This window comes from Streptomyces sp. CHD11, from assembly GCF_018638295.1.
Lineage (GTDB): Bacteria > Actinomycetota > Actinomycetes > Streptomycetales > Streptomycetaceae > Streptomyces.
The window spans coordinates 156,442-179,266 of record NZ_JABTTS010000004.1; the positions used below are offsets into that span (position 1 = coordinate 156,442).

Sequence of the window (22,825 nt, forward strand, 5' to 3'; positions counted from 1 at the left end):
ACCGGGGCGGCGGCGCTGTGCCCGGCCCGCGCGGGCCGGGGCTGCGGCTCAGGCGTCGATGATGACGGGGATGATGAGCGGCCTGCGGCGGTAGGTGCGGAACGCCCAGTTCGCCACGGCGCGGGCGATGAGCTGTTCGAGCTGGTGCGCGTCCCCGACTCCTTCGCCGGCCGCCTTGGACAGGGTCTTCTCGATGACCGGGACGACCGGCTCGAAGGTGGTGTCGTCGTGGACGAAGCCGCGGGCCAGGAAGTCGGGAGTCTCCGCCAGGGCGCCGGTGTCCGCGTCGACGATCGCCACCACCGTGAGTACGCCCTCCTCCGCGAGCGTGAGGCGGTCCTTGAGGGACGCCTCCGTGGCTCCGCCGACCTCCATGCCGTCCACGTAGACGTTGCCCGCGGGAACCTTGCCGGTGATGGACGCGCGCCCGTCGACGAGGTCGACGACGACGCCGTCCTCGGCGATGACCACCCGCTCGGGGTCGAGGCCGGTACGGACGGCGAGGTCGCCGTTGGCGCGCAGATGACGCCATTCACCGTGTACGGGCATGACGTTGCGGGGTTTGACGATGTTGTAGCAGTAGACGAGTTCGCCGGCGCTGGCGTGCCCGGAGACGTGCACCTTGGCGTTGCCCTTGTGGACCACGTGGGCGCCCCACCGGGTGAGTCCGTTGATCACCCGGTAGATGGCGTTCTCGTTGCCGGGGATGAGGGAGCTGGCGAGCAGGACGGTGTCGCCCTTGCCGATACGGATCTGGTGGTCGCGGTTGGCCATGCGTGACAGTGCGGCCATCGGTTCGCCCTGGGACCCGGTGCACACCAGAGTGATCTTGTGGTCCGGGAGCTTCTCCAGCTCCTTGGTGTTCACGACCAGACCGGACGGGACCTTCAGATAGCCCAGCTCACGGGCGATGCCCATGTTGCGGACCATCGACCGGCCGACGAAGGCGACCTTGCGGCCGTGCTGGTGGGCGGCGTCCAGGACCTGCTGGATGCGGTGCACATGGCTGGCGAAGCTGGAGACGATGACCCGGCGCGGGGCGGTGCGCATCACCTGCTCGATCGCCGGGTTCAGCTCCCGCTCACTGGTGGTGAAGCCGGGTACCTCGGCGTTGGTGGAGTCGGTGAGGAACAGGTCCACGCCCTCCTCGCCGAGACGGGCGAAGGCGCGCAGATCGGTGATGCGGTCGTCGAGCGGGAACTGGTCCATCTTGAAGTCGCCGGTGTGCAGCACCATCCCGGCGCCGGTGCGGATCGCGACCGCGAGGCTGTCCGGAATGGAGTGGTTGACCGCCACGAACTCGCAGTCGAAGGGTCCGAAGCGGCGCCGGTCGTCCTCGCGTACGCGGACCGTACGGGGCCGGATGCCGTGCTCCTTGAGCTTGGCCTCCAGGAACGCCAGCGTCAGCTTGGAACCGACGACGGGAATGTCGGACCGCTCGCGCAGCAGGTACGGCACGCCGCCGATGTGGTCCTCGTGTCCGTGGGTGAGCACCACGGCGACGATGTCGTCCAGCCGGTCCCGGATCGAGGTGAAGTCCGGCAGGATCACATCCACGCCGGGCTGGGTCTCCTCGGGGAACAGCACGCCACAGTCGACGATGAGCAGTTTTCCGGCGTACTCGAAGACGGTCATGTTGCGACCGATCTCACCCAGGCCGCCCAGGGCGACGACCCGCAGCCCTCCCTCGGGAAGAGGCGGGGCGGCTTTAAGTTCGGGGTGTGGATGACTCATACCCTGACGTTACCCGGAGTGCGGGACGGGATGATCCAGCACCCGTGTGATCTCTGCTCCCCGGAGGTCCCCGTCCCCGGTGTCCCGCGGCCCCGGCCTCCGTGGCCGGTACCGGTTCGTGCCGTTTTCACGGGGTTCGCGTAACCCGCGGCTGATCAGTGACGTCCGCGAACGGCTCGGGCACCGGACAGAGGGCTGCTCGGCGAACGTTTGCGGGCCGGCGGCCGCGGCCTCGCCGCCGGCAGCCCGCCTGCGACGCCTGCGGCCCGGACCGCGGCGTCGATGGGCACGCCGGAGGCTCGGCGGCGCCGCGAGCCCTCTTCCATCACGGTTGAGACCCGAGCCGGAACTATGGCTTCCATCACAGCCGGGACGATCTTGTCCTGGTGTGATCACCGAATGCTCGGCTTCCTCCTCCGTCGCCTGCCCTTCTGGGTACGCGAGCCCTTGCTCATCGTGGTCGGTTCCGTTCTCGGCGCACGCCTCATATATCTCGCCCTCCACGACGAGGAATGGGTGCCGGCCGGGATCGGCGTGGCGTTCCTGGTGTTCACGGTGGTGCGCGTCCATCTGGTCGTCCGGGCCCTGCGCGCACGCGGGAACCCGGGCCCGGCGGCTGCCGAGGGCGGGCCGGTGTCCGAGGCTGCTGCCCAGCCGCAGCCGCAGCCGCAGCCGCAGGCTCCAGCGGGGCAGCGTCCCACTCCGGCGGCAGCGGAGAAGGAACCCAACGCGTGGGGCCAGGCAGCGGCGGCCGTGGCCCTGTTCGCGGCCATCGGGGCCGTGCTCTGGCTGGAGCCGGAACTGCTGCCCTCCCAGGACGCCGGCACGCCCCAGGCCGCCGCCGCCTCGTGTGCGAGCACGGAGGAAGAGGAGCTGCCGAGCGCCTACAGACGCACGGCCCCCCGGGCTGTGACCGGGGACGAGCTGTGCGAGGCGCTCAACAGGTCCGGCCTGGCCACACTCCTCGGAACACCCGCGGAGAGAGCGACCAGCGCGTCCGGCACCAGCGGCACCGCCCCGCTGACCGACGGGAAGGTCGCCCAGCCGGAGGCACAGGTCCGGTTCGACACCTACACCGTGCACGTCTCGGCCACGTACAACGAACTGTCGATCGCCCAGTACGTGAAGCTGATGGAGTTCGGGGACGAGACGGGCATCAGAACGCTCTCGGTCCACGGCCGGCCCGCGGTCCTCTTCTCGGATCACACCATGAAGATCGAGATCGATCTCGGGAGCGGCGGATCCGGTGGACCCGTCGAGGAGGGACCCCTGGCCAGAACGCTGTCCGTGGCCCTCGACGGCGGGGACCGGGGCGGCTTCTTCGACATCACCGTGTGGAGCGCGTCCGGAGCCCTCCCGGAGGACAGCGCCCTCCTCGGCATCGCCGGGAGCATTCTTCCGGTGATCGCCGAGCGGACTGCGTGACGAGGCGCTCCGGGCCATTTCGAGGCGCACGGGGAAGACGGGCGATGGCGGACGCCCGGGTCTGATTGATCCGGAGGAATTGATTCGGAGGAAGGGAGGAGAAGACCCCGCCGCCGTGTGCGGCGGTGGTCCTTCCGCCCCTGCGGCGCCCGCTCTCGGTCGTCGGGGCCGCCCCGCACCGGCACGTCCGGCGGGCAGGCCTCCACGGCTTCCCCGGCCCGCGGGCCGGACCGGCAGCCGACCGCCCCTCTTCGCGGAGGGCGTGAGCCCTGTCGGTTCGTCAATGGATGAGCGCGATATGGGGGTGGGACGGGTCGGCCGGGCAGGCGTGGAGCTGGAGGTTGTTGCCGCCGGCGATGTCGATCAGGGTGAAGTTGCTGTCGTGGGCGCCCAGGCGGCGCGGGGCCGGGTCCGCCCGTTCCTCCTCGGGGATCCAGGTCACACTGCCGGAGTCCCATTCCCAGGAGGCGATGGTGAGCAGCGGGACCTCCTCGGTGCCGCACTCGGGGCAGGGGCGGTCGACGGGGTCAGTGACCATCCAGTGGGTCCAGCCACCGGTCTTCCAGCCGGGGGCGTGGCAGAGGTTGTTCAGGTAGAGCTCCTGCGGGTCGTCCGCGTACGAGTTGTACAGCGCGGGGTCGACCGTCTCCCAACGGCTCATGTCCTCCAGCTGACCGCTCAGCTCCTCGTCCAGCTCCAGGGGGTCGGGAAATTCCGTGACCTGCTCCGGTGAGAGCAGACACGGCTCCGGGAGGTAGCCGCCGAGCTGGATGACCGGCGGCTCGGGCGGTGCCTCGAGGACATCGGTGACGGAGGCGGAGGAGCGCCAGAAGAGCGCGGTCCTGGGGTGGATCGCGTGGTCGGCCGGGTGGTCGAAGGGGCACCACAGGACGTGGAGGAGGTCCGCGTCGGACGGGCGGAGAAAGGGGACGTCGCGGGCGTAGAGCTGGGCCACGGGCAGGAGGGGGACCGGGCCGTCGAACCACGGACGGCCCGCGCTGATCCGCTCCCGGGTCGCCAGTTCCCCGGGGGTCCACTCGGGCGCCTGAGGATCGCGGCGCAGCCGCTCGGTCGCTACCGCTCGGTCGCGGCGGAGGAGCCGGATGTCGTCCGGTGAGTGGACCACCGGCGCCGCGTGACTGTCGTGCGGTCCTTCGCAGTACGGCCACGGCTCGTCGGCGGGCCACAACAGCGGCCCGCCGACGGAGCTTTCGCGCACGGTCGGCGAACCCGGTCGCGGGTGCAGCCGGGTCGCCGTGCGCGCCAGCGGGGCCAGTCGGGGGAAGAGCGCGGTCACGTCGACCGGCCGCGGCGGGGTGGTGAAACTCATTCGGGCTCCCGTTGGCGCGCGCTGATGGAGAACGGTCGATCAGTTGCCGAGGTTGAACTGCAATGTGTTCGCCCGGGTGTTGGGGACGTACACATTGGTGAAGAGATCCTCGGCCGTTCCGTTCGCCCGTTGGATATTAGCGTTCATGGTGACCCCCACCGGGATGGTGCTGTTCGCGTCCTTGTAGACGGGTGTCACCTGGTAGAAGATCGCGTCGTTCGCTCCGAGACCGGGCGTGGTGCCCTTGATCAGTTTCTCCGCCATGCTCTCGTAGGTCCGCATGCTGGGCGTGCCCGTGTTCATCCCCACCTGCCAGCACGGGACGAGGTTGAACTTGGTGACCGCAGACGTCCCCTTGCCGCCGAGGACCCTCGCGATGAGATGGCACCGGGCCAGCGAGTCAGTGAATCCGCTCGCCGTCCTGAACGCCTCCGCGTCCTTCCAGCCGGTGATCACCTTCTGAGTCCCTGTTCCCTCTTTGATCGCCTTCCCCAGGCAGGCCTGCGCCTGGGTGGGCCGCAGTCCGGGCCCGTCCGCCGGGGCCGTCTGGTTGATGAGAGGAACCGCCTCGGTGCTGGTCCTGAACCAGCCGTCGCCGTTGGGAAGGGAGCCGGCCGGCGGGGGGTCGTTCAGACAGCTGGCCTGCGGTCCGGTGTCCGGTGTCGAGACCGCCAGCTCGAACTGGTCGCCGTCCGTCACCCGCTGGTCCCTGAAGCCGTCGGCGAGCTGCGCGTCGGCGAACTGCTTCTCGGCGGGGGTGACATGTGCCTGCACGCAGGGAGCGGCAGGGTCCATGTCAGTGCTGTCGTTGAAGACGTACGTGTCCCATTCGCCGTTGCCGAGGTTGGGGATCACCTCGACGCACTGCGCGCCGGCGGCACCGCCCTCCTTCGCCTCCCCGAAGGGGAAGCCGGCGCAGGTGTCACTGTCGACGAGCTCGGTCTGGGCCGTGAAGCCCCCGCAGGTGGCGGCGGTGCGGTTGGCCACGCCGCTCGTCGACCGGGTCAGCGGGCTGCCCTTCTTCCCCCAGGCGCCGTCGAGGTTCTTCTGGGCCCAGCCGTAGGCGGCCACGGCGCCGCCCGCGTCCGCGCCGGTCGCCTTCATCGCTACGACCGCCATCTCGGAGGGCACGGCGCACCCGGCCACCGAAGTGCCGCCGACCGCGTCGTCGCACCTGATCTGACGTGAGTTCCTCCACGACGCGTTCGGGTCGGTCGCCGTCGCGCCCGGCGACGTCACGTACATCGCGTAGGACGTGAGGAAGGAGGTGGCGGAGCCCGCCGTCTGGGGCGAGGAGTAGGTGACGGTACCGGTCAGGGTCTGGCCGAGGGTGAGGCCGCCGCCGTACCAGGGGGCCGTCTTGGTGGCCGTGCAGCCGGCGTCGCAGGAGGCCCGGAACTTGGCGTTCAGGGCGGTGACATCGCCGACGGCACTGGTCATGGTGACGGTGACCTGCTCGCTCCAGGTCGTGGCGGTCGCGGAGAGGTCGGCGCCGGTGGAGACCGCCAGGGTGCCGCGTCCGATCTCCAGACCGTTGCCGTCGCGGAGGATGTAGGTGACGTTGATGCCGGTCACGCAGTACGAGAAGCGCTCGTATCGGTAGGTCCCGGGCTTGGTGATGTCGCAGCTTCCGGCCGCGGCGTCAGCGGCGGCGACACCGGTGCGGGTCTTCGCCCTCGCGGGGGCGGGGGCGACCGTGACACAGGATTCGACGGCGCCCGCGCGACGCTCCTCGGAGCCCGCAGCGGTGGCGGTGCAGTCCTCACCGGAGCCGGCCGCGAACCTGTCGGTCCCGGTGGTCTCCGCGCTGGGCGCCGGGGAGTCGGCGGCGGGCGGGGCCGTCGCGGGCGGCTCGGCGGCCTGGCCCGTCGCGGCTGTCGTGAGGACGAGGGCCAGGGCGGTGAGGACGGTCAGGACCGTCGAGCGGGCGCGTCTCCTTGTGGCGCGCCCGCCACGTATTCCATGCATGGGGCAGGACTTTCCGTGAGAGGGAGGGGGGGGGAGGGGGCGCCGCGTGATCGCGGCGCCCCCGGCAGAGCGGACGGGCGGGATCAGGCCGCCAGGTCCCAGAGGTCGCTGAGGCCCTTGGTGATGCCGGACACCAGGTCCTCGCCGGTGTCCGTGATCTTGCCGACCACGGGCTTGACGAGGCCGCCGCCGAGCGCCTTGTCGGCGGCGCCGACCCACTTGAAGGCACCGAAGGTGACCAGGCTCAGCCCGGTGCCGACGGCGGACTCCCAGAAGGCGCCGCTGGTGAAGCCGTGCTCGATACCCGTGAAGAGGGTGCCCAGCGCGCCCGCGCCCGCGGAGACACCGGCGAAGAAGCCGGCCGCGGCGAGGGCGGGCGGGAAGACGAAGGCGGCGAGGGCGCAGCCGGCCGCCAGGAACCCCGCGCCGATGCTGACCACGTTGGCGGCGTCCGCGTAGAACTGGGCGTCGTTCCACCACTCGTCGGTGTCGCCGACCGCGGTGCCGTTCGGATTGACCTGGTTGTTCGTGCCGTTGTTGGCCGGGTCCCGCTGGGCCGCGCGCTCCTCCTCGGCCTTGCGTGCGGCCGCTCTGGCCTTCGCGATCTCCTCGGCCCGCTTCTTGTCGGCGGCGATCTGCTTGGCCTGGGCGTACGCGGTGGCGGCTGCCTTCGCGTCGGCGGAGGCGGCGAGTTCGGCGGCGCGGGCCGCGGCGGCGGAGCGCTGGGCCTCGGCGGAGGAGGCGAGGGCCGCCCGCGCCGAGTCGACGGCCTTGTTGGCCGAGTAGTTGGCGGAGCGGGCGGCGCCGCGGGCGGTGGCGGCGGCGTTCTCCGCCGTGGCGGCGGAGGCCCGTGCGTCGGCGGCCGACTTGTCGGCGGCGTTGGCGTTGTCCCGCGCCTGCTGGGCGTGGTTCTCGGCCCTGGCAGCGGAGTCGAGCGCCTTCTGCGCCCACTGCTGCGCCTCGGCGGCGGCGTTGCGGGCGGTGGCGGCGGCCTTCGAGGCGAGGGCCGCGTCCTCCTGCGCCTTCTCCGCGATCTTCGCGGCGGCGGCGATGGCGCCGCGGACGGCGGCGACGTGGGTCGCGGTGTCGAAGTCCAGCTGCGCCGTGCGGTACTGGATCACGGTGATGAAGTTGCGCAGCATCCACGCCGGCCCTTCGAGCGCGACCTCCGCGTAGGCCTTGGTGAAGGCGCCCGCGGTGTGGATCAGCTGGTTGGCCCGGACCCGGTCGTCCTCCTGTACGGCCTGCGGGTAGGCGTGGTCGAAGAAGTGGTTGAGGGACTCGGTGGTGTTCTTGTCGAGGGCGTCGTCGGCGGCCTCCCTGACGGCCTTGCCCGCGCCCTCGGCGATGATCCTGTTGATGGCGACGCGCAGGTCCTCGTTCGAGGCGCGCTTCATGCCGCCGGTGAGGAAGTCGCCGACCGCCCTGGAGTCGGTGCTCTCCAGCGCGGCCGCGGGGGCCGCGGCCACCGCCGGGCCGCCGATCGTCGCCACGTGGAGGGTGGTCTCGCGGTCGTCCTGAGCCGCGGCGAGGGCCCGGTCGAGGTCGATCCAGGCGAAGACGTCGTCGTCGGAGCCGGCGAGGGCGTGCTGGGCGGCCTGCCGGGTGTTGGCGCCGCGGGCGTCGATCAGGGCGACCGCGGCCTTCCGGCCGAGGGTCGCGGCGACCGGCATGTCACCGGAGTACAGGGCCTCTTCCGCCTGGCTGATGAGGTCCTTGGTCGCCTGGGTGGTGCGCTCCTCCATGAGCCGCTTCTCGCGGACGTCGGAGAGCTCGGCCCGCTCGATGGCGGCGAGCTGCTGGGCCTCCTCGATGGCCTGCTGCTTGTCCTGCGCCAGGGTCTGGGCCTCGGCGGCGCGGGCGTTCTTCTCCACCTCGATGGCGTCCGTGACGGCCTGGGTGGCGAGGTTGGCGGCCTTCACGGCCTGTGCGGCGTGGGCGGTCGACTTGTTGGCGTAGTCGATGGCCTGACCCGCGTACTCGACCGCCTCCTCCGCGGCGTCGGCGGCCTTGTCGGCATGGTCGGCGGCGGAGTTGGCGGCATCGCGGGCGGTTCGGGCGGCCCTGGCGGCGGCGCTCGCCAGTGTCTGGGCGGCCGAGGCGGCGTTGGTGGCGCGGTTGGCGGCGCTGGTGGCGATGGCGGCCTGGCGCTTGGCCTCGGCGGCCTCGGACTGGGCGGCACCGGCGGATACGGCCGCCTGGGCGGCGGCGGTCGCGGCGGCGGCCGAGTTGCGGGCGGCGGAGGCGGCGGCCAGACCTGCTGCCGAGGACGCGTCGCCGGCGAGGGCCGCCTTGGCGGCAGCGGCGGCGGCGCTGCGGGCCTTGGAGGCGGCATTGCGGGCGGCGACCGCGGCGTCCTTGGCGCCCTTCGCCTTGCCGGCGTCCTTGGAAGCGGCGATCGCGGCGTTGTAGGCGCGGGCGGCGGCGTTGCCGGCCTTCGCGGCAGCCTGGGCGGCGCCCGCGGCGGCCCAGGAGGCACGGCGGGAGGCCGTCACGGCGGCGTTGGACGCGTTGACGGCGTTGCGGGCGGCGTCGGCCGCTCCCTTCGCGGCGCTCGCCGCCTTGCGGGCCGCGGCCGCCGACTTCCGCACGTCGTTCTGGGCGGCGGCGGCCTCGGCGGCGGCCTTCTCGGCAGCTTCCCTGGCCTTGCCGGCGGCGGTCTCGGCGCGGGCCCCGGCCTCGACGGCCAGGTTCGTCTGGCGCTCGGCGCGTTTGCCCTCGCGCTCGACGACGGCCACCAGTTCCTCGATGGTCGCCGACTCCTGGTCGCGGGCACGGGCGATGTGCTGGCCGGTCTCGATGAACCACTCGATGTCGTTCGCGGTGCCGCTGAGCGCGCGGTCCGCGTACTTCCGTACCTCAGGACCACCGTTCATCAGCATGGCGGTGACCTGGATCCGGGTGTCCTCCAGCCGCGCGTCGTACTGCTTGTCGGCGAGGAAGGTGACGAGGGCCTGCTCGGTGCCGGCGTCGAGGGCGGCGTTGGCCTCGCGCACCACGGCCTTGTCGCCGGTGGACCCGACGATGCTGGTGGCGACCTGGAGGTCCTCCCGGATGGCGGCGGTGAAGCCCTCCGAAAGGAAGCCGGCTATCGCCTCGTCGCCGCTGTCCAGGGCGGCGACGGCCTCGCGACGCAGGCCCTTGCCCGCACGGTCCAGGCTGCTGACGATCGCGACCCGGTTGTCCTGCACGGTCTGCTGCGGCAGCGTCTCGGCGAGGAAGGTCCGGATCTCGGTGTCGGTCCCGTAGAGGGCCGTCGCCGCGGCGGCTTTGACGCCCCGGCCGCCGGTCAGCCATGCGCGTACGGCCCTGGCGCGCTCGGTGTCCGGCAGCGGCACCGGGTCGGCACCCGCCGCCTCGGCGGCCGCGGCGGTGGCCGGGCGCAGGACCGAGGGGGTGGCGGCGACAGCGGTCGCGGCGGCGAGCGCGCCGAGGACGCGGCGTCTACTCCAGAAAGCGGTCTGCATACGGGACTTGCCCTTCTATGAGTCATACGGTGACGTGTCGGATCTCGCGCCGTGACGGACGGTGGACCGGCGCCCGCCACAATTCGTGAACACTATCAACCTCACAGTAATTGCACGGGGGTTGTGGCTGCGAATAACCAACAATGCGCCATACCGAGCACATCTGACGGATCGGCACATTTTCGCGAAATCGCGACGCCGACCCATACGGCCTCCCCCGGTGGTGACGCAGGTCACGGGTAACTTGCTTTCAATGTCCAGGTATGAGCGGTTCGGGCTGCTGGACGTGGGTGTGCGGCCGTGTTGGGATGCCAGAGCGGCGGGCGATCACGGGGGTGCGGACAATGCGTCGCGGAGATGCGCCGAAGAGTGCGGCAGAGGGCTTTTTCGCGTGCGCGGCTTTCCCGGGCTCGCGACCCCCTTTTACGACCGGTGGCCTTCGGTTCCGGGCTGTGCCCGCGAAAGCGGTGATGCGGTAAGGGAAATCAGCTCCGGCGTCCAGAAACCGCGACCATTGCGGCTCACGGTACGGATACTCGGCGGCGCGCAAGGCGTGGGAGCACGTGCGCGGAGGCCGCCGGTGCCGCGGCGTCGGGCGGAGAGGCTACCGGCTGTGCCATGGCGGATCCCGTGCCGGATCTCGTGCCGGCCGTGCCCCGGGCGGACATCGGGCGGGTCACTCGTGCAGGCTCGAGCTATATCCCGCGATGACCTGGGCGCACCGTCAGCCGTCCTTGCGGTCTTGTCCCGCGTGAGGCCGTGAAGACGGCCGCGGCACGCGACGGGGTTTCGGTGCGGTCACTCGTCCCGAGGCGCGGGTGTCGGGGCGGGGAACCCCTTCAGCATGTCGCGGACGGTGAAGTGTCCGAGTCCGGCCGCCACCGCGCCGGAGACCGTCCGCTCCAGCGTGTCCAGACTTTGCTGCACCCTCCCAAAAGGGATTTCCCCTGTCCGATCCTCAGCCCGCTCTGCCTTCTCGATCGGGTTGACCGAGCCATTCGTAGGGCTGGGTCGCCCAGCGGTGCTGGGTGTGGCTGTCCGCGCGCTGCCTCTACGCGGTTCGTGAGGCACCGCCGTGTCAGGGCAGGCTAGTTCGTTCGTTGGTGGCCGAAGGTCCCTGTGGATGAGGGCTGTTGAGCCCTGGGGTGTGGACCTTCTGGCGTCGGGTGGGGGGTGGTGGGGTGCGGGAGAGTGAGTGGTGTCAGGAATCAGCCTGACGTTCTCCGAGGGGGTCACTGTCATGGCCGTGCATCAGTCCACGCACCGTAGTCGGGGTTTTCGTCTGCCGTCGTTGCGCCGTGGGGGCGTTGTTTCCGCGTCGGGGGCGGACGGGGCGGTGGGCGGTCTCACCGCGCGGGCCTGGGTGTTCGCCTCGGCGCGGGTGTTGATGGGGTTCGTCTTTCTGTGGGCGTTCCTCGACAAGGCGTTCGGGTTCGGTTATGCCACTGGGTCCGGCAGGGGCTGGGTCGACGGGGGTTCGCCCACGGAGGGGTTCCTGGGGCATGTGGCGGTCGGTCCGATGGAGTCGGCGTTTCATGCGTGGGCCGGGGCGGCGTGGGCGGACTGGTTGTTCATGCTGGGTCTGCTGGGGATCGGGGTGGCGTTGACGGCGGGGGTGGCGTTGCGTCTGGCCGCGGTGGCGGGGACGGTGATGATGGCGTTGATGTGGGTGGCGGAGTGGCCGCCGGCGAAGCATCTGTCGGACGGGTCGGCGAGTATGTCGACGAACCCGTTCGTCGACTATCACCTGGTGTATGCGGTGGTGCTGGTTGCGCTGGCTGCGGTGTCGGCCGGTGATGTGCTGGGTCTGGGACGGCTGTGGGCGCGGCTCCCGGTGGTCCGTGACCACGGATGGCTGCGCTGAACACCGCGGGCGGGGCGGGCCCATCCGAGGGCTCGCCCCACCAGCATGTCCGCGGGCCCACCGGTGTGCCGCGCGGGCCGTCCACCCGTCGGACCGGCGCGTGATGACGAGCAGCGGTGCACGGGCGGCCTGGGCATGCACCGGAGCAGGCTGCCATACGGGGATTGCGTCACAGACCCCTCGTTCAGCCGTGCCGTCCTACCTGCCGTCCGGAGACTGCGGCTCGATCGACCGGCGTTCACGGGGGCTTTCGTCCTGACTCGGCGGAACACCGGGCGGCCGCGAGCGGTGGGTACACAAAGGCCCGGTTGGCCCTGTCGGGTACCTGGTGAAGGAGGGAGGGTGAGGCGGAAGACCCCGCAGGGCCTTCCGTCCGTCGGCCGAACCATCGATCCGCAAGGGACCCAGCATGTCCGTCCAATCGCAACAGGCGTCCGGTCATCTCACAGACGAGGAACTGAGGAGGCTGGACGCTCATTGGCGTGCCGCGAACTATCTGTCCGTCGGCCAGATCTATCTGATGTCCAATCCCCTGCTCACCGAGCCGTTGCGCCCGGAGCACATCAAGCCGCGTCTGCTCGGCCACTGGGGTACGTCACCCGGCCTCAACCTCGTGTACACACACCTCAACCGACTCATCCACTCGCGGGGGATGGACGCCCTCTGCATCTGGGGCCCCGGTCACGGGGGCCCCGCCGTGGTGGCCAACTCCTGGCTGGAAGGGTCGTACACGGAGACCTACCCGGACATCACCCGGGACGCCGCCGGGATGGCGCGGCTGTTCCGGCAGTTCTCGTTCCCCGGAGGCGTTCCCAGCCACGTGGCCCCGGAGACGCCCGGCTCCATCCACGAGGGCGGAGAACTCGGCTACGCCCTGTCGCACGCCTACGGCGCCGCTTTCGACAACCCCGGCCTGCTGGTCACCTGTGTCATCGGTGACGGCGAGGCGGAGACCGGGCCACTGGCCGCCTCCTGGCACTCCAACAAGTTCCTGGACCCGGTGCACGACGGCGCCGTCCTGCCGGTCCTCCACCTCAACGGCTACAAGATCGCCAATCCGGCCGTCCTGGCCCGTCTGCCGGAAGCCGAACTCGACGAACTCTTCAGGGGGTACGGACACGAGCCGATCCACGTCACCGGTGATGACCCCGCCGCCGTCCACCGCGCGATGGCCCAGGCCATGGACACCGCCGCGGACCGCATCGCCGGTGTCCAGCGTGCCGCCCGCGAGGACGGGGTGACCGAGCGGCCCCGCTGGCCGATGATCGTGCTGCGCACCCCGAAGGGTTGGACCGGCCCCGCCGAGGTCGACGGCCTTCCCGTGGAGGGGACCTGGCGCGCCCATCAGGTCCCCCTGTCCGCCGTCCGGGACAACCCCGACCACCTGCGGCAGCTCGAGGAATGGCTGCGTTCCTACCGGCCGCAGGAGCTGTTCGACGAACACGGAGCGCCTTGCCCCGACGTCCTGACGTGCGTTCCCGACGGTGCCCGCCGGCTGGGGTCGACCCCGCACGCCAACGGCGGCCTGCTGGTGCGCGAACTCCCGCTGCCGCCTCTGGAAAGGTTCGCCGTCCCGGTGGACAAGCCCGGCGCGACCCTGCACGAACCCACCCGCGTCCTCGGCGACCTGCTGGAGTACGTGATGCGCGAGACCGCCGACCGACGTGACTTTCGCCTGGTCGGCCCCGACGAGACGGCTTCCAACCGCCTCCAGGCCGTCTACGGAGCCAGCGGCAAGGCATGGCAGGCCGGAATCCTCGACGTCGACGAGCACCTGGACCGCCACGGCCGGGTGATGGAGATCCTCTCCGAACACACCTGCCAGGGCTGGCTGGAGGGCTACCTGCTCACCGGCCGGCACGGACTCTTCTCCTGCTACGAGGCGTTCGCCCACATCGTCGACTCCATGGTCAGCCAGCACATCAAGTGGCTGCGCGTGACCCGCCGCCTGCCCTGGCGCGCCCCCGTCGCCTCCCTCAACTACCTGCTCACCTCGCACGTATGGCGTCAGGACCACAACGGCTTCTCCCACCAGGACCCCGGCTTCGTCGACCACATACTCAACAAGAGCCCCGAAGCCGTCCGCGTCTACCTGCCGCCGGACGCGAACACCCTGCTCTCCGTCGCGGACCATGCCCTGCGCAGCAAGGACTACGTCAACGTCATCGTCGCCGGCAAGCAGCCCTGCTTCGACTGGCTGAGCATGGAACAGGCCAAGGCGCACTGCGCCCGCGGCGCCGGTATCTGGGACTGGGCCGGCACCGACAGCGGCAAGCAGGAACCGGACGTGGTGCTCGCGGCAGCCGGCGACGTCCCCACACAGGAGGTGCTGGCCGCCGCACAGCTGCTGAGGAACCACCTGCCGGAGCTGGCCGTCCGGGTCGTGAACGTCGTCGACATCGCCCGGCTGCTGCCGAGCGGGGAACACCCCCACGGAATGACCGACTTCGAGTACGACGGCCTGTTCACCACCGACAAGCCGGTCATTTTCGCCTATCACGGCTACCCGTGGCTGATCCACCGGCTGGCCTACCGGCGCAACGGCCACCGGCACCTGCACGTACGCGGCTACAAGGAGATGGGCACCACCACCACACCGTTCGACATGGTGGTCAGCAACGATCTGGACCGCTACCGGCTGGTCATGGACGTCATCGACCGCGTCCCCGGCCTCGCCGTGCGCGCGGCGGCCGTACGCCAGGAGATGGAGGACGCCCGGCTGCGCCACCACGCGTACATCCGCGAGCACGGCATCGACCTGCCCGAGGTCGCCGACTGGACGTGGGACGGCTGACAGGAGCCCGAGGAGCCCGAGGAGCCCGGACAGCGGACGCCGGATCCGCTGTCCGGGCCCTTGCTGTCGTGCGGTCAGGGCGAGCGGGTGGCGCCCGCAGGCATTGCCTGCCTGTCAGCGGGACCGGCTGAAGCGTCGCCCGGGCGTGCGGCAGACCCGGTCACGGCGGGCCGGTACTCGCGGGGTCCGAAACTCAGGGCGTCCGTCAGCGGCTGCGGACCTCGAAGGCCTCCGCCCGTCCGGTGCGGCGCACGATGCCGCCCAAGCGGCCGCCGTCGGAGACGAGACGCTGCCTGCCGTACCGCTCATGGTTCCGCGCGTGCCCTGCACAGCACCTCCCTGGGCGGCGCGGTCCAGCGGATCGGGCCGCTGCGGGCCTGCGCGTGCGTCATACGAACAGCCAGGACCAGGTTCCGACGCGGTGCAGGGTCCGCGTGTCCTGTCGGGTCATGGTGGTGCCCTTCCGTTGTCAGGGGACCCCTGCGCTCGTGCGGCGGCGGCTCGGGACGGGAGGGGCCGCGGGGGACCGGCGCCCTTCCCTGACTCCACTCCGCGGCGGATCCCGTTGCCGGGGCAGGAGCGCCACGACCAAGCTGATGGCACGGCTGCGGGACGGCGGACAGCAGCCGGCCCAGGAGCCGGAGATGCTGCCGGGTCTCACCGACCGGGAACGCGAGATCCTGGAACTGATCGGCGAGGGGCTCACCAACCGCCAGATCGGTCAGCGGCTCCACCTGGCCGAGAAGACGGTCAAGAACCATATCTCCCGGCTGCTCGCCAAGCTCGGAGTGGAACGCCGTATCCAGGCGGCCGTCATCGCCACCCAGGCGCGTGACCGGATGCGGTTCGGAGGCGAATAGCGGGACGGGTCCGCCGGTCGGTGCCGCACCAGGCACCCCGCCCGGGGCCCCACGGCGGCCTGAGTCGGATCTTCGGCTGGTACGACGACGAGTGGGGGCTGCACCGGCCGACTGCTGGACCTCACCTCGTACGTCGCGGCCCGACTGCCTCGGAGCCGACAGTTCCGGCCGGCCCGCCCTCGCCGCGGCGCTGATCTCTTATGGTCTCTCTGTTCGAGCCGCTATCGTGGCAGGCGCACGGTAAGGCTGCCAACAGGCGGTGCGGCGTTGGAAAGGCAGCAGTGGAGAACACCGAGGAGGTCCCTGAGGCGCGGGTACGGCTGCCCCAGTTGCGGCTGGACGAACTGCTGGAGGAACTGCAGGCCCGTCTGGACGCGGCGCGCGGCACCCGGGACCGCGTGCACAGCCTCCTGGAAGCCGTGCTGTCGGTCGGCCGCGAGCTCGACCTGGAGCAGGCACTGCGCAGTATCGTCGAGGCCGCGGCTGCCCTCGTCGACGCGGAGTACGCGGCGCTCGGGGTGATCGGTCCGGACGGCAAGTGGCTGTCCGCCTTCCACACGGTGGGTATGGACGCGGAGCAGATCGCGCGCATCGGCTCCTACCCGGAGGGCCACGGCATCCTGGGCGAGCTGATCCGCCACCCCGAGCCGCTGCGCCTGACCAAGCTCTCCGACCACTCCGCTTCCTACGGGTTCCCGGCCCACCATCCGCCGATGGACACGTTCATGGGCGTACCCATCCGGGTGCGGGACCACATCTTCGGAAACCTGTACCTGACGGAGAAGCGCGGCGGGCAGCAGTTCGACGAGGACGACGAGTCGGTGCTGGCGACGCTGGCCGTGGCGGCCGGAGTGGCGATCGACAACGCCCGCCTTTATGAGGAGTCCCGGCTGCGCGAGCGCTGGCTCCAGGTGAACGCGGAGATCACCCACACGCTGATGTCCGGAGCGGACCAGGGCGGGGCGCTGTCGCTGATCGCTGAACGTGCCAGGGAGATCACCGCTTCCGCCCTGGGCGTGGTGGCCATACCGGTGAGCGGAACGGACACACTCGCCGTGGAACTGGCCATAGGCCAGGAGGCGGACGTATGGCGCGGGATGGTACTGCCCGTGGAAGGCACTCTCATCGGGCGGGCGTTCGTTCAGCAGTCTCCCGTCAGCAGTCCGAAGCTGTCCCGTGACCCCCGGGTTTCGGCCGGTCCGCCACGCTGCGAAGGGCTGGGGCCGGCCGTCGCCGTGCCGATCGGCTCGGGCGACGAGGCCCGCGGTGTGGTGCTACTGGTCCGGCAGTCGGGTGGCCCGGAGTTCTCAGAGAAGGAGACCGAGCCGCTCCAGGTCTTCGCCGCGCAGGCCGCCGTGGCGATGGAGCTGTCGGAACGCCGCGAGGACGCCGAACAGATCACCCTGCTGGAGGACCGCGACCGCATCGCACGCGACCTGCACGACCTGGCCATCCAACGGCTCTTCGCCACCGGCATGACGCTGCAGAGCGCCGGCCGGCGCGTCCAGGACTCGATGGCCTCCGAGCGGATCCTGCGGGCGGTGGACGACCTCGACGAAACCATCAAGATCATCAGGTCGACCATCTTCGGCCTGCGCTCCCGGGACGACGACACGGCGCCCGGCCTGCGCTCCCGCGCGGTGCGGGCAATCGGCGAAGCCGCCCCGCTGCTGGGTTTCGCTCCCAGTGTTCGCATGGAGGGTCTGCTCGACACGCACGTGCCCGGCCAGACCGCCGACCACGTCATGGCCGTCCTCACCGAGTCCCTGACCAACATCGCCCGGCATTCCGGCGCCGACCGCACCGACGTCGTGCTGGAGACGGATGGCAAGCAGGTCCGTCTGTCGGTCACGGACAACGGCGTCGGCATCCCGGACGGAGGCCGCCGCAGCGGTCTGACCAATATGGCCGAGCGAGCGCAGAAGCTCGGCGGCGGCATGGACCTGGGCAGTCCCGGCGCGAAGGGGACGCGGCTGGTGTGGCACGCGCCGCTGGCGCAGTCCCCGGACACAGTAGGGGGCGGCCGCCCCGCCCAGTGACGCACGGCGTCGGCGGTGAGCGGTACCTTGACGGCTTCCCGGGGCCGCATCAGGGCGAGGCCCAGGCCGCTCACCGGGACCGTCGGCCACTCGCGAAGGCGCGGGCGGGCGGCACCTCCGGATGTCGGCGTCGGGCCAAAAGCGCCAGGGCTGGGTGTCGTGCAGGGACGGTGCGGCCGCGACCAGCCGCTCCAGGGCCGGAGTGTCGAGGGCTGTCGAGCTCATCGGGACTCCTTCCCGCCCAGGTCCGAGGCAGGCTGGGCGGTGGGTAGACCCCCTCCAGCCCTGGCCCCCGCCCCTGCGCGCGTAATGACCTGCGCGCGTAATGAAAGGAGGCGGTCCACCATGAAGCAGAGGGTGCTGGTTGTCAGAGAGGCGGGCGCCCACCGCGACGGGGGCCGTTCCGCGACAGGTGAGGGACTGTCGGCCCTCGCCGCCGGTCGTGTCCCCCGTGAAGGGTGGGAGTCCGCGCACCGGACGACTCACGGAAAGACGACCGGCTGATGTACCCCAATGACGGATTCCGCGAACTGAACCGGCAGGAGATCCTGAGTCGGCTGGCCAACGCGGTCGTGGGCCGCATCGTGTACACACGCGAGGCCCTGCCCGCCGTCCTGCCGGTCAACTTCCTCATGGAAGAGAGCGGTGCCGTGCTGCTGCGTACGTCGGCCTCCTCGGAGCTGGTCCGCGCCGTCGACGGCGCGGTGGTCGCCTTCGAGGCCGACGAGGTCGACGTTGCGGCGCATTCGGGCTGGAGCGTCGTCGTCACCGGTCGCGCCTCGGTGGTGACCGAGCCCGGCGAGCATGAGCTTCTGGTCCGCGTCGGGCCCCGGTCCTGGGTGCCCTGGCCCGTGGAGGTCTTCGTGCGCATCGAGCCGGAACTGGTCACCGGCCGGGAGCTGGTCGGCGGGCGCACCCTCTACGGAACGGACATGCTGCCGCCGGCTTCGCCATGGTGGCCGGGACCATCGTCGCCTAAGGGACGCTGACTCCGCAGGCCGAACGCAGCGAGGATCACCTGCGAGCGCCGCACCGAATTCCGCTGCGGGACATCCGCCGGCTGTTCGCCGGAGAGATCCGGATCCGGGAGGCGTTGATCGACGCCGGCCGGTCCGCGCGGTCGGCCGTCGTCGGTGGCCGCGGGCGCGGCGGCTGCGCCGGACCGCTGCTCGGCTCGGTCGGCCGGCCCTCCTCCACCATGCCCACCGCCCGGTAGGCGTGGTGAGGCCGGCGGGCGCGTGGGACAGAGGGCGCCCGGTGCTGGGCTCCCAACCGTCCCGGGACGCGCGTGCCCGGTGAGGTGAGGTCGGCTGCGGATGCGTGGGCGTCACATCATGGCCAATGCGGGGCCGTTCGGCGGTCACGCGCCGAGGTGCCGCGCCGTCCGTGACGGAGGAAAGGGCGCCACGGGCGGTGAAGGGTGGCTCCCGCCCGTGCGGACCACGCCACCGCGGGGCCCTCGGTGTGCCTGCCGGCGGCTGTCGCGCTCCCCGCACCACGGGTCGGCACGCTCATGGTGTGCCCGGTGCCCGGACCGCCCGTAGCCACTTGGCAGGGCCGAACGGCACGCGGTATGGCCCTTTGGTCCTCTGGGGGCAGCGAGCGGCTGAGCCGAGAGTGGGAGGGCGAGGAGCCGCACATCGGCGGTGCCCGGGAAACAGGAGAACCCAGTGACCCATCCGGTGATCGCAGGGGTGGACGGCTCCGCCTCCAGTCTTGAGGCAGTCGAGGTAGCAGCCCGTGAGGCGCAGCTGCGTGGCGCCCCTTTGCGGATCGTGCACGCGTTCGGGCACCGGCAGGTCGGCGGGCCGAGTTGGAGCCTGGTCGACCACGGCCTGGAGCCGATGACCCACGGAGTGCCGGCCCGCGCCGAGGAACTGGCCCGCACGGCGGCACCGGGTGTGTCCGTCACCCGGTCGGTGGTGGCTGGAGAGGCAGTCGAGGTACTGGAGATCGAGTCGAGGTCGGCGTCGCTGGCCGTGACCGGCAGCCGGGGCATGAACGGCTTCTCGGGACTACTGCTGGGGTCGACGGCGGTCCACCTGGCCGCGCACGGCCACTGCCCACTGATGGTGGTACGAGGCCGCCCCGATCCCGCCGGTCCGGTGGTGCTGGCCGTGGACGGCTCCGAAGCCGGAGCGGGCGCGGTGGAGTTCGCCTTCACTGAGGCGGCCCTGCGCAAGGCGCCGTTGGCGGCCCTGCACGTCTGGAACACCTGGAACGAGCATGCCTACCAAAGATCCGGCGACCCCCTGAACGCCGTGGTGGCGGACGCAGGCCGGCTCCGTGAGGCCGGACAGCGGCTGCTGGACGAGTCCGTCACTGCCTGGCAGGAGAAGTTCCCCCAGGTGACGGTGGAGCGACGCCTGGTGCGCTCCCGCGTCCGTCAGGCACTCATCGATGCCGGCCGAGGTGCTCAGCTGCTGGTGGTCGGCGCCCGGGGACACGGCGGTTTCACCGGACTGCTGCTCGGCTCGGTCAGCCAGGCCCTGCTGCACCACGCCCACTGCCCCGTCACCGTCGTCCGCGGCGAGGAGTGACCGTGTCGCAGCAGATCAGGGCGGACGATTCCATTCCCCCGGCACGGGTGCCCCTGCGGCCGGACGCCCACCGACGCGACGCCGCTGACGTGGCGGACTCGCTCGAGGTGGTCCCCGCCAGGGGTCTGACCGCGGCGGACGCCGAGCGCCGGGCCACCGAGTGGGGAGCCAACGAGCTGGCCCAGCCGGCCGGCAGGCCGCAGTGGCTGCGTCTGCTGGACCAGTTCCGCAGCTGGCTGATCGGCATCCTGGTCGCAGCCGCCGTCGTCGCCGGGGCCATCGGCGAGATCAAGGACGCCCTCGTCATCACCGTCGTCCTGCTCATCAACGCCACCATCGGCTACCTGCAGGAACGCCGGGCCGAGCGTAGCCTGGAAGCGCTGCGCCGGATGCTGGTTCCCACCGCGCGGGTGCGCCGCGACGGGCAGGTGAGGACGGTCCCGGCCGGCACCCTCGTGCCCGGCGACATCGTTCTGCTGGAAGCCGGAGACCGTGTCCCGGCCGACGGGCGGCTGGCCGTCGCGGAGTCGGTCGAGGCCGCCGAGGCCGCACTGACCGGCGAGTCCCATCCCGTCGCGAAGACGACCGCCCCCGCTTCGGCCGTCGCAGACGAGTCGGTACCCGTCGCCGAGCGCACCGGCATGCTCTTCATGAACACCACGCTGACCCGCGGCCGTGCCGAGATGATCGTCACCGCCACCGGCATGCGCACCGAGGTCGGTGCGATCGCCGAGGCGCTGCGCACTGGCACGGAACCGCCCAGTCCGCTCCAGGTGCAGATGGACAGCCTGGGCCGGCGCCTGGCCGCGGTCAGCGGCGTCGCCGTGGCCGCCTACGCACTCGTGGCCCTCCTGCGCGGCGAGGAGCCGGCCGATGTCGCGCTGCGGGCGGTGGCCCTGGCCGTCGCGGCGATTCCCGAGGGACTGCCCGCCGTCCTCGTCCTCACCCTGGCCCTGGGCGTCTACCGCATGGCGCGCCGCGGTGCCATCGTCAAGCGGCTGGCCTCTGTTGAGGCGCTCGGCTCGGCGACCGTGGTGTGCAGCGACAAGACGGGCACGCTGACCATGAACGAGATGACCGTCCGGGCCCTGTGGGCGGCCGGACGCGACCACGAGGTGACCGGCGAGGGCTACGACACCACCGGTACCGTGCTTGCCGCCGACGGGGAGAGCGGTGTGGACGTGCGCGACGCGGTGCTGCCGTTCGCGCTGTGCAACGATGCCCGCCGCACTGCGGACGGCGTCATCGGTGACCCCACGGAGGCCGCCCTGCTCGTGCTCGCCGCCAAGGCCGGCCTCGATACCGAACCACGCGCGGACACGGCGCGTGCGGGTGAGGTGCCCTTCGATCCGGCCGCCAAGTACATGGCCACTTTCCACCGTGACGCCGACGGCCGGACCGCCGTCCACGCCAAGGGAGCCGTCGACGTTCTGCTGGACTGCTGCACCCACGTCCTGACCGAGCACGGACCGGTACTCCTCGACGCCGAGCGCCGCCGGGAAGTCACCGACGCAGCCCGGCGGATGGGCAGCCAGGGCCTGCGCGTCCTCGGCGCCGCCACCGCCACCGCGGACCGGGCGCGCGCGGACGAGGTGCGAGGGCTGACCCTGACCGCCGTCGCCGGGATCGCCGACCCGCCCCGTCCCCAGGCCCGTGACGCGGTCGCCCTGGCCCGGGAGGCCGGCGTCACCGTCAAGATGATCACCGGGGACCATGCCGACACCGCGACCGCCATCGCCCGCGAACTCGGCATCACCGGCGACGTCGTCTCCGGCACCGAACTGGCCCGGATGAGCGATCAGGAACTCGTGGACCGCATCGAGGACGTCGGCGTCTTCGCCCGCGTCGCACCCGAACACAAGGTGACCATCGTGCAGGCCCTGGCCCGGCGCGGCCACATCGTGGCCATGACCGGGGACGGCGTCAACGACGCCGCCGCCCTGCGCGCCGCCCACATCGGCGTCGCGATGGGCGTCACCGGCACCGACGTGGCCAAAGAGGCCGCCGACATAGTGCTCACCGACGACGACTTCTCCACCATCGTCCGTGCGGTCCGGGAGGGCCGCTCCATCTACGACAACATCGTCACCTTCGTCCGCTTCCAGCTGTCCACCAACATCGGCGCCATCCTCACCCTGCTCGCCACCGTACTGGCCGGGATGCCCGCCCCCATGTCCGCGATCCAACTGCTGTGGGTCAACATCATCATGGACGGGCCGCCCGCCATGGCTCTGGCCGTCGACCCACCGGGGGTCAAAGTGATGCGGCGTCCGCCCCGCTCACCCGGCGAACGCATCCTGAACGCCCGCCGTTTGGTGGCCATCACCCGTTCCGGCGCGGTCATGGCCGCCGGTACTCTGGCGGTGTTCGCCGGCGCCCGCCACCTCACCGACACCGACACCGCGGCCACCATGGCCTTCACCACGTTCGTCCTCTTCCAGCTCTGCAACGCCCTGGCCGCGCGCAGCGAGGACGGCCCCGTCCTCGGACGCCACCAGTTGCACAACCGCGTTCTGTGGATCTGTCTGGCCGCCGTCCTCACCCTCCAGGTCATCGCCGTGCAGGCGCCGTTCGCCCAAGCAGTCTTCGACACCGTCGCCCTCAGCCCGACCCAGTGGGCGATCTGTCTCGCCACGGCTTCCACCGTGCTGCTGACCGAGCATGGCTGGCGGGCCGCACACGCACGACACCGTCGGCGCGCAGCGCCGCGATCGGCCCCGTGAGACCCCGGCACCGGCCCGCACGGTCCCGCTCCGGGCCCCAGCGGGCCGGTCCGGGCACGGGAGGAGCCGATCGGGCGAAGG

12 protein-coding genes and 2 pseudogenes are annotated in these 22,825 nt (G+C 71.4%); 9 read left to right on the forward strand and 5 right to left on the reverse strand.

Annotation, left to right across the window (positions count from 1 at the left end):
• Window positions 1-48: 48 nt before the first annotated feature.
• Window positions 49-1,734 carry a ribonuclease J gene (locus HTV45_RS06290; RefSeq protein WP_215204605.1) on the reverse strand — a complete coding sequence of 562 codons (1,686 nt, stop codon included), beginning with the start codon at window positions 1,732-1,734 and terminating at the stop codon, window positions 49-51.
• A 399-nt stretch (window positions 1,735-2,133) separates the two neighbouring features.
• Here HTV45_RS06290 and HTV45_RS06295 point away from each other — a divergent pair, with 399 nt between their 5' ends.
• Window positions 2,134-3,159, forward strand: coding sequence for a DUF6215 domain-containing protein (locus HTV45_RS06295; RefSeq protein WP_215204606.1), 1,026 nt, complete (start codon window positions 2,134-2,136; stop codon window positions 3,157-3,159).
• A gap of 280 nt (window positions 3,160-3,439) precedes the next feature.
• Here HTV45_RS06295 and HTV45_RS06300 read toward each other — a convergent pair whose 3' ends face one another.
• The 4 genes from HTV45_RS06300 to HTV45_RS34780 form a co-directional block, all read right to left on the reverse strand.
• The gene (locus HTV45_RS06300; RefSeq protein ID WP_215204607.1) at window positions 3,440-4,489 is read right to left on the reverse strand and encodes a hypothetical protein; all 1,050 of its coding nucleotides are present in this window, start codon (window positions 4,487-4,489) and stop codon (window positions 3,440-3,442) included.
• 39 nt (window positions 4,490-4,528) lie between these two features.
• Window positions 4,529-6,457, reverse strand: a complete 1,929-nt coding sequence (locus tag HTV45_RS06305; protein ID WP_215204608.1) for a DNA/RNA non-specific endonuclease — start codon at window positions 6,455-6,457, stop codon at window positions 4,529-4,531.
• An 83-nt stretch (window positions 6,458-6,540) separates the two neighbouring features.
• Complete coding sequence (locus HTV45_RS34775) at window positions 6,541-9,924, reverse strand: ALF repeat-containing protein (RefSeq protein WP_215204609.1); 3,384 nt, start codon at window positions 9,922-9,924, stop codon at window positions 6,541-6,543.
• 798 nt (window positions 9,925-10,722) lie between these two features.
• Window positions 10,723-10,851, reverse strand: coding sequence for a hypothetical protein (locus HTV45_RS34780; RefSeq protein WP_285899614.1), 129 nt, complete (start codon window positions 10,849-10,851; stop codon window positions 10,723-10,725).
• A gap of 313 nt (window positions 10,852-11,164) precedes the next feature.
• On the opposite strand from HTV45_RS34780, the gene HTV45_RS06315 reads away from it, so the two are divergent.
• From HTV45_RS06315 to HTV45_RS06345, 8 genes and pseudogenes are all read left to right on the forward strand, one after another.
• On the forward strand, window positions 11,165-11,788 hold the full coding sequence (locus HTV45_RS06315; protein WP_215204672.1) for a DoxX family membrane protein: 624 nt from the start codon (window positions 11,165-11,167) through the stop codon (window positions 11,786-11,788).
• A gap of 409 nt (window positions 11,789-12,197) precedes the next feature.
• Window positions 12,198-14,582: a phosphoketolase gene (locus HTV45_RS06320; protein WP_215204610.1), complete on the forward strand. Its 2,385-nt coding sequence runs from the start codon at window positions 12,198-12,200 to the stop codon at window positions 14,580-14,582.
• 578 nt (window positions 14,583-15,160) lie between these two features.
• Window positions 15,161-15,442: pseudogene (locus HTV45_RS06325) on the forward strand (response regulator transcription factor); the annotation flags it as partial.
• Between the two features lie 281 nt (window positions 15,443-15,723).
• A complete protein-coding gene (locus tag HTV45_RS06330) occupies window positions 15,724-17,481 on the forward strand; it encodes a GAF domain-containing protein (protein ID WP_215204611.1) in 1,758 nt (585 codons plus the stop codon).
• Window positions 17,482-17,984: 503 nt separating this feature from the next.
• Window positions 17,985-18,470, forward strand: coding sequence for a pyridoxamine 5'-phosphate oxidase family protein (locus HTV45_RS06335; RefSeq protein ID WP_215204612.1), 486 nt, complete (start codon window positions 17,985-17,987; stop codon window positions 18,468-18,470).
• 89 nt (window positions 18,471-18,559) lie between these two features.
• A pseudogene (locus HTV45_RS34100) lies at window positions 18,560-18,780 on the forward strand (universal stress protein); the annotation flags it as partial.
• A gap of 371 nt (window positions 18,781-19,151) precedes the next feature.
• The gene (locus tag HTV45_RS06340) at window positions 19,152-20,021 is read left to right on the forward strand and encodes a universal stress protein (protein ID WP_215204613.1); all 870 of its coding nucleotides are present in this window, start codon (window positions 19,152-19,154) and stop codon (window positions 20,019-20,021) included.
• 2 nt (window positions 20,022-20,023) lie between these two features.
• Window positions 20,024-22,744 carry a cation-transporting P-type ATPase gene (locus tag HTV45_RS06345; RefSeq protein ID WP_308309209.1) on the forward strand — a complete coding sequence of 907 codons (2,721 nt, stop codon included), beginning with the start codon at window positions 20,024-20,026 and terminating at the stop codon, window positions 22,742-22,744.
• Window positions 22,745-22,825: the final 81 nt, after the last annotated feature.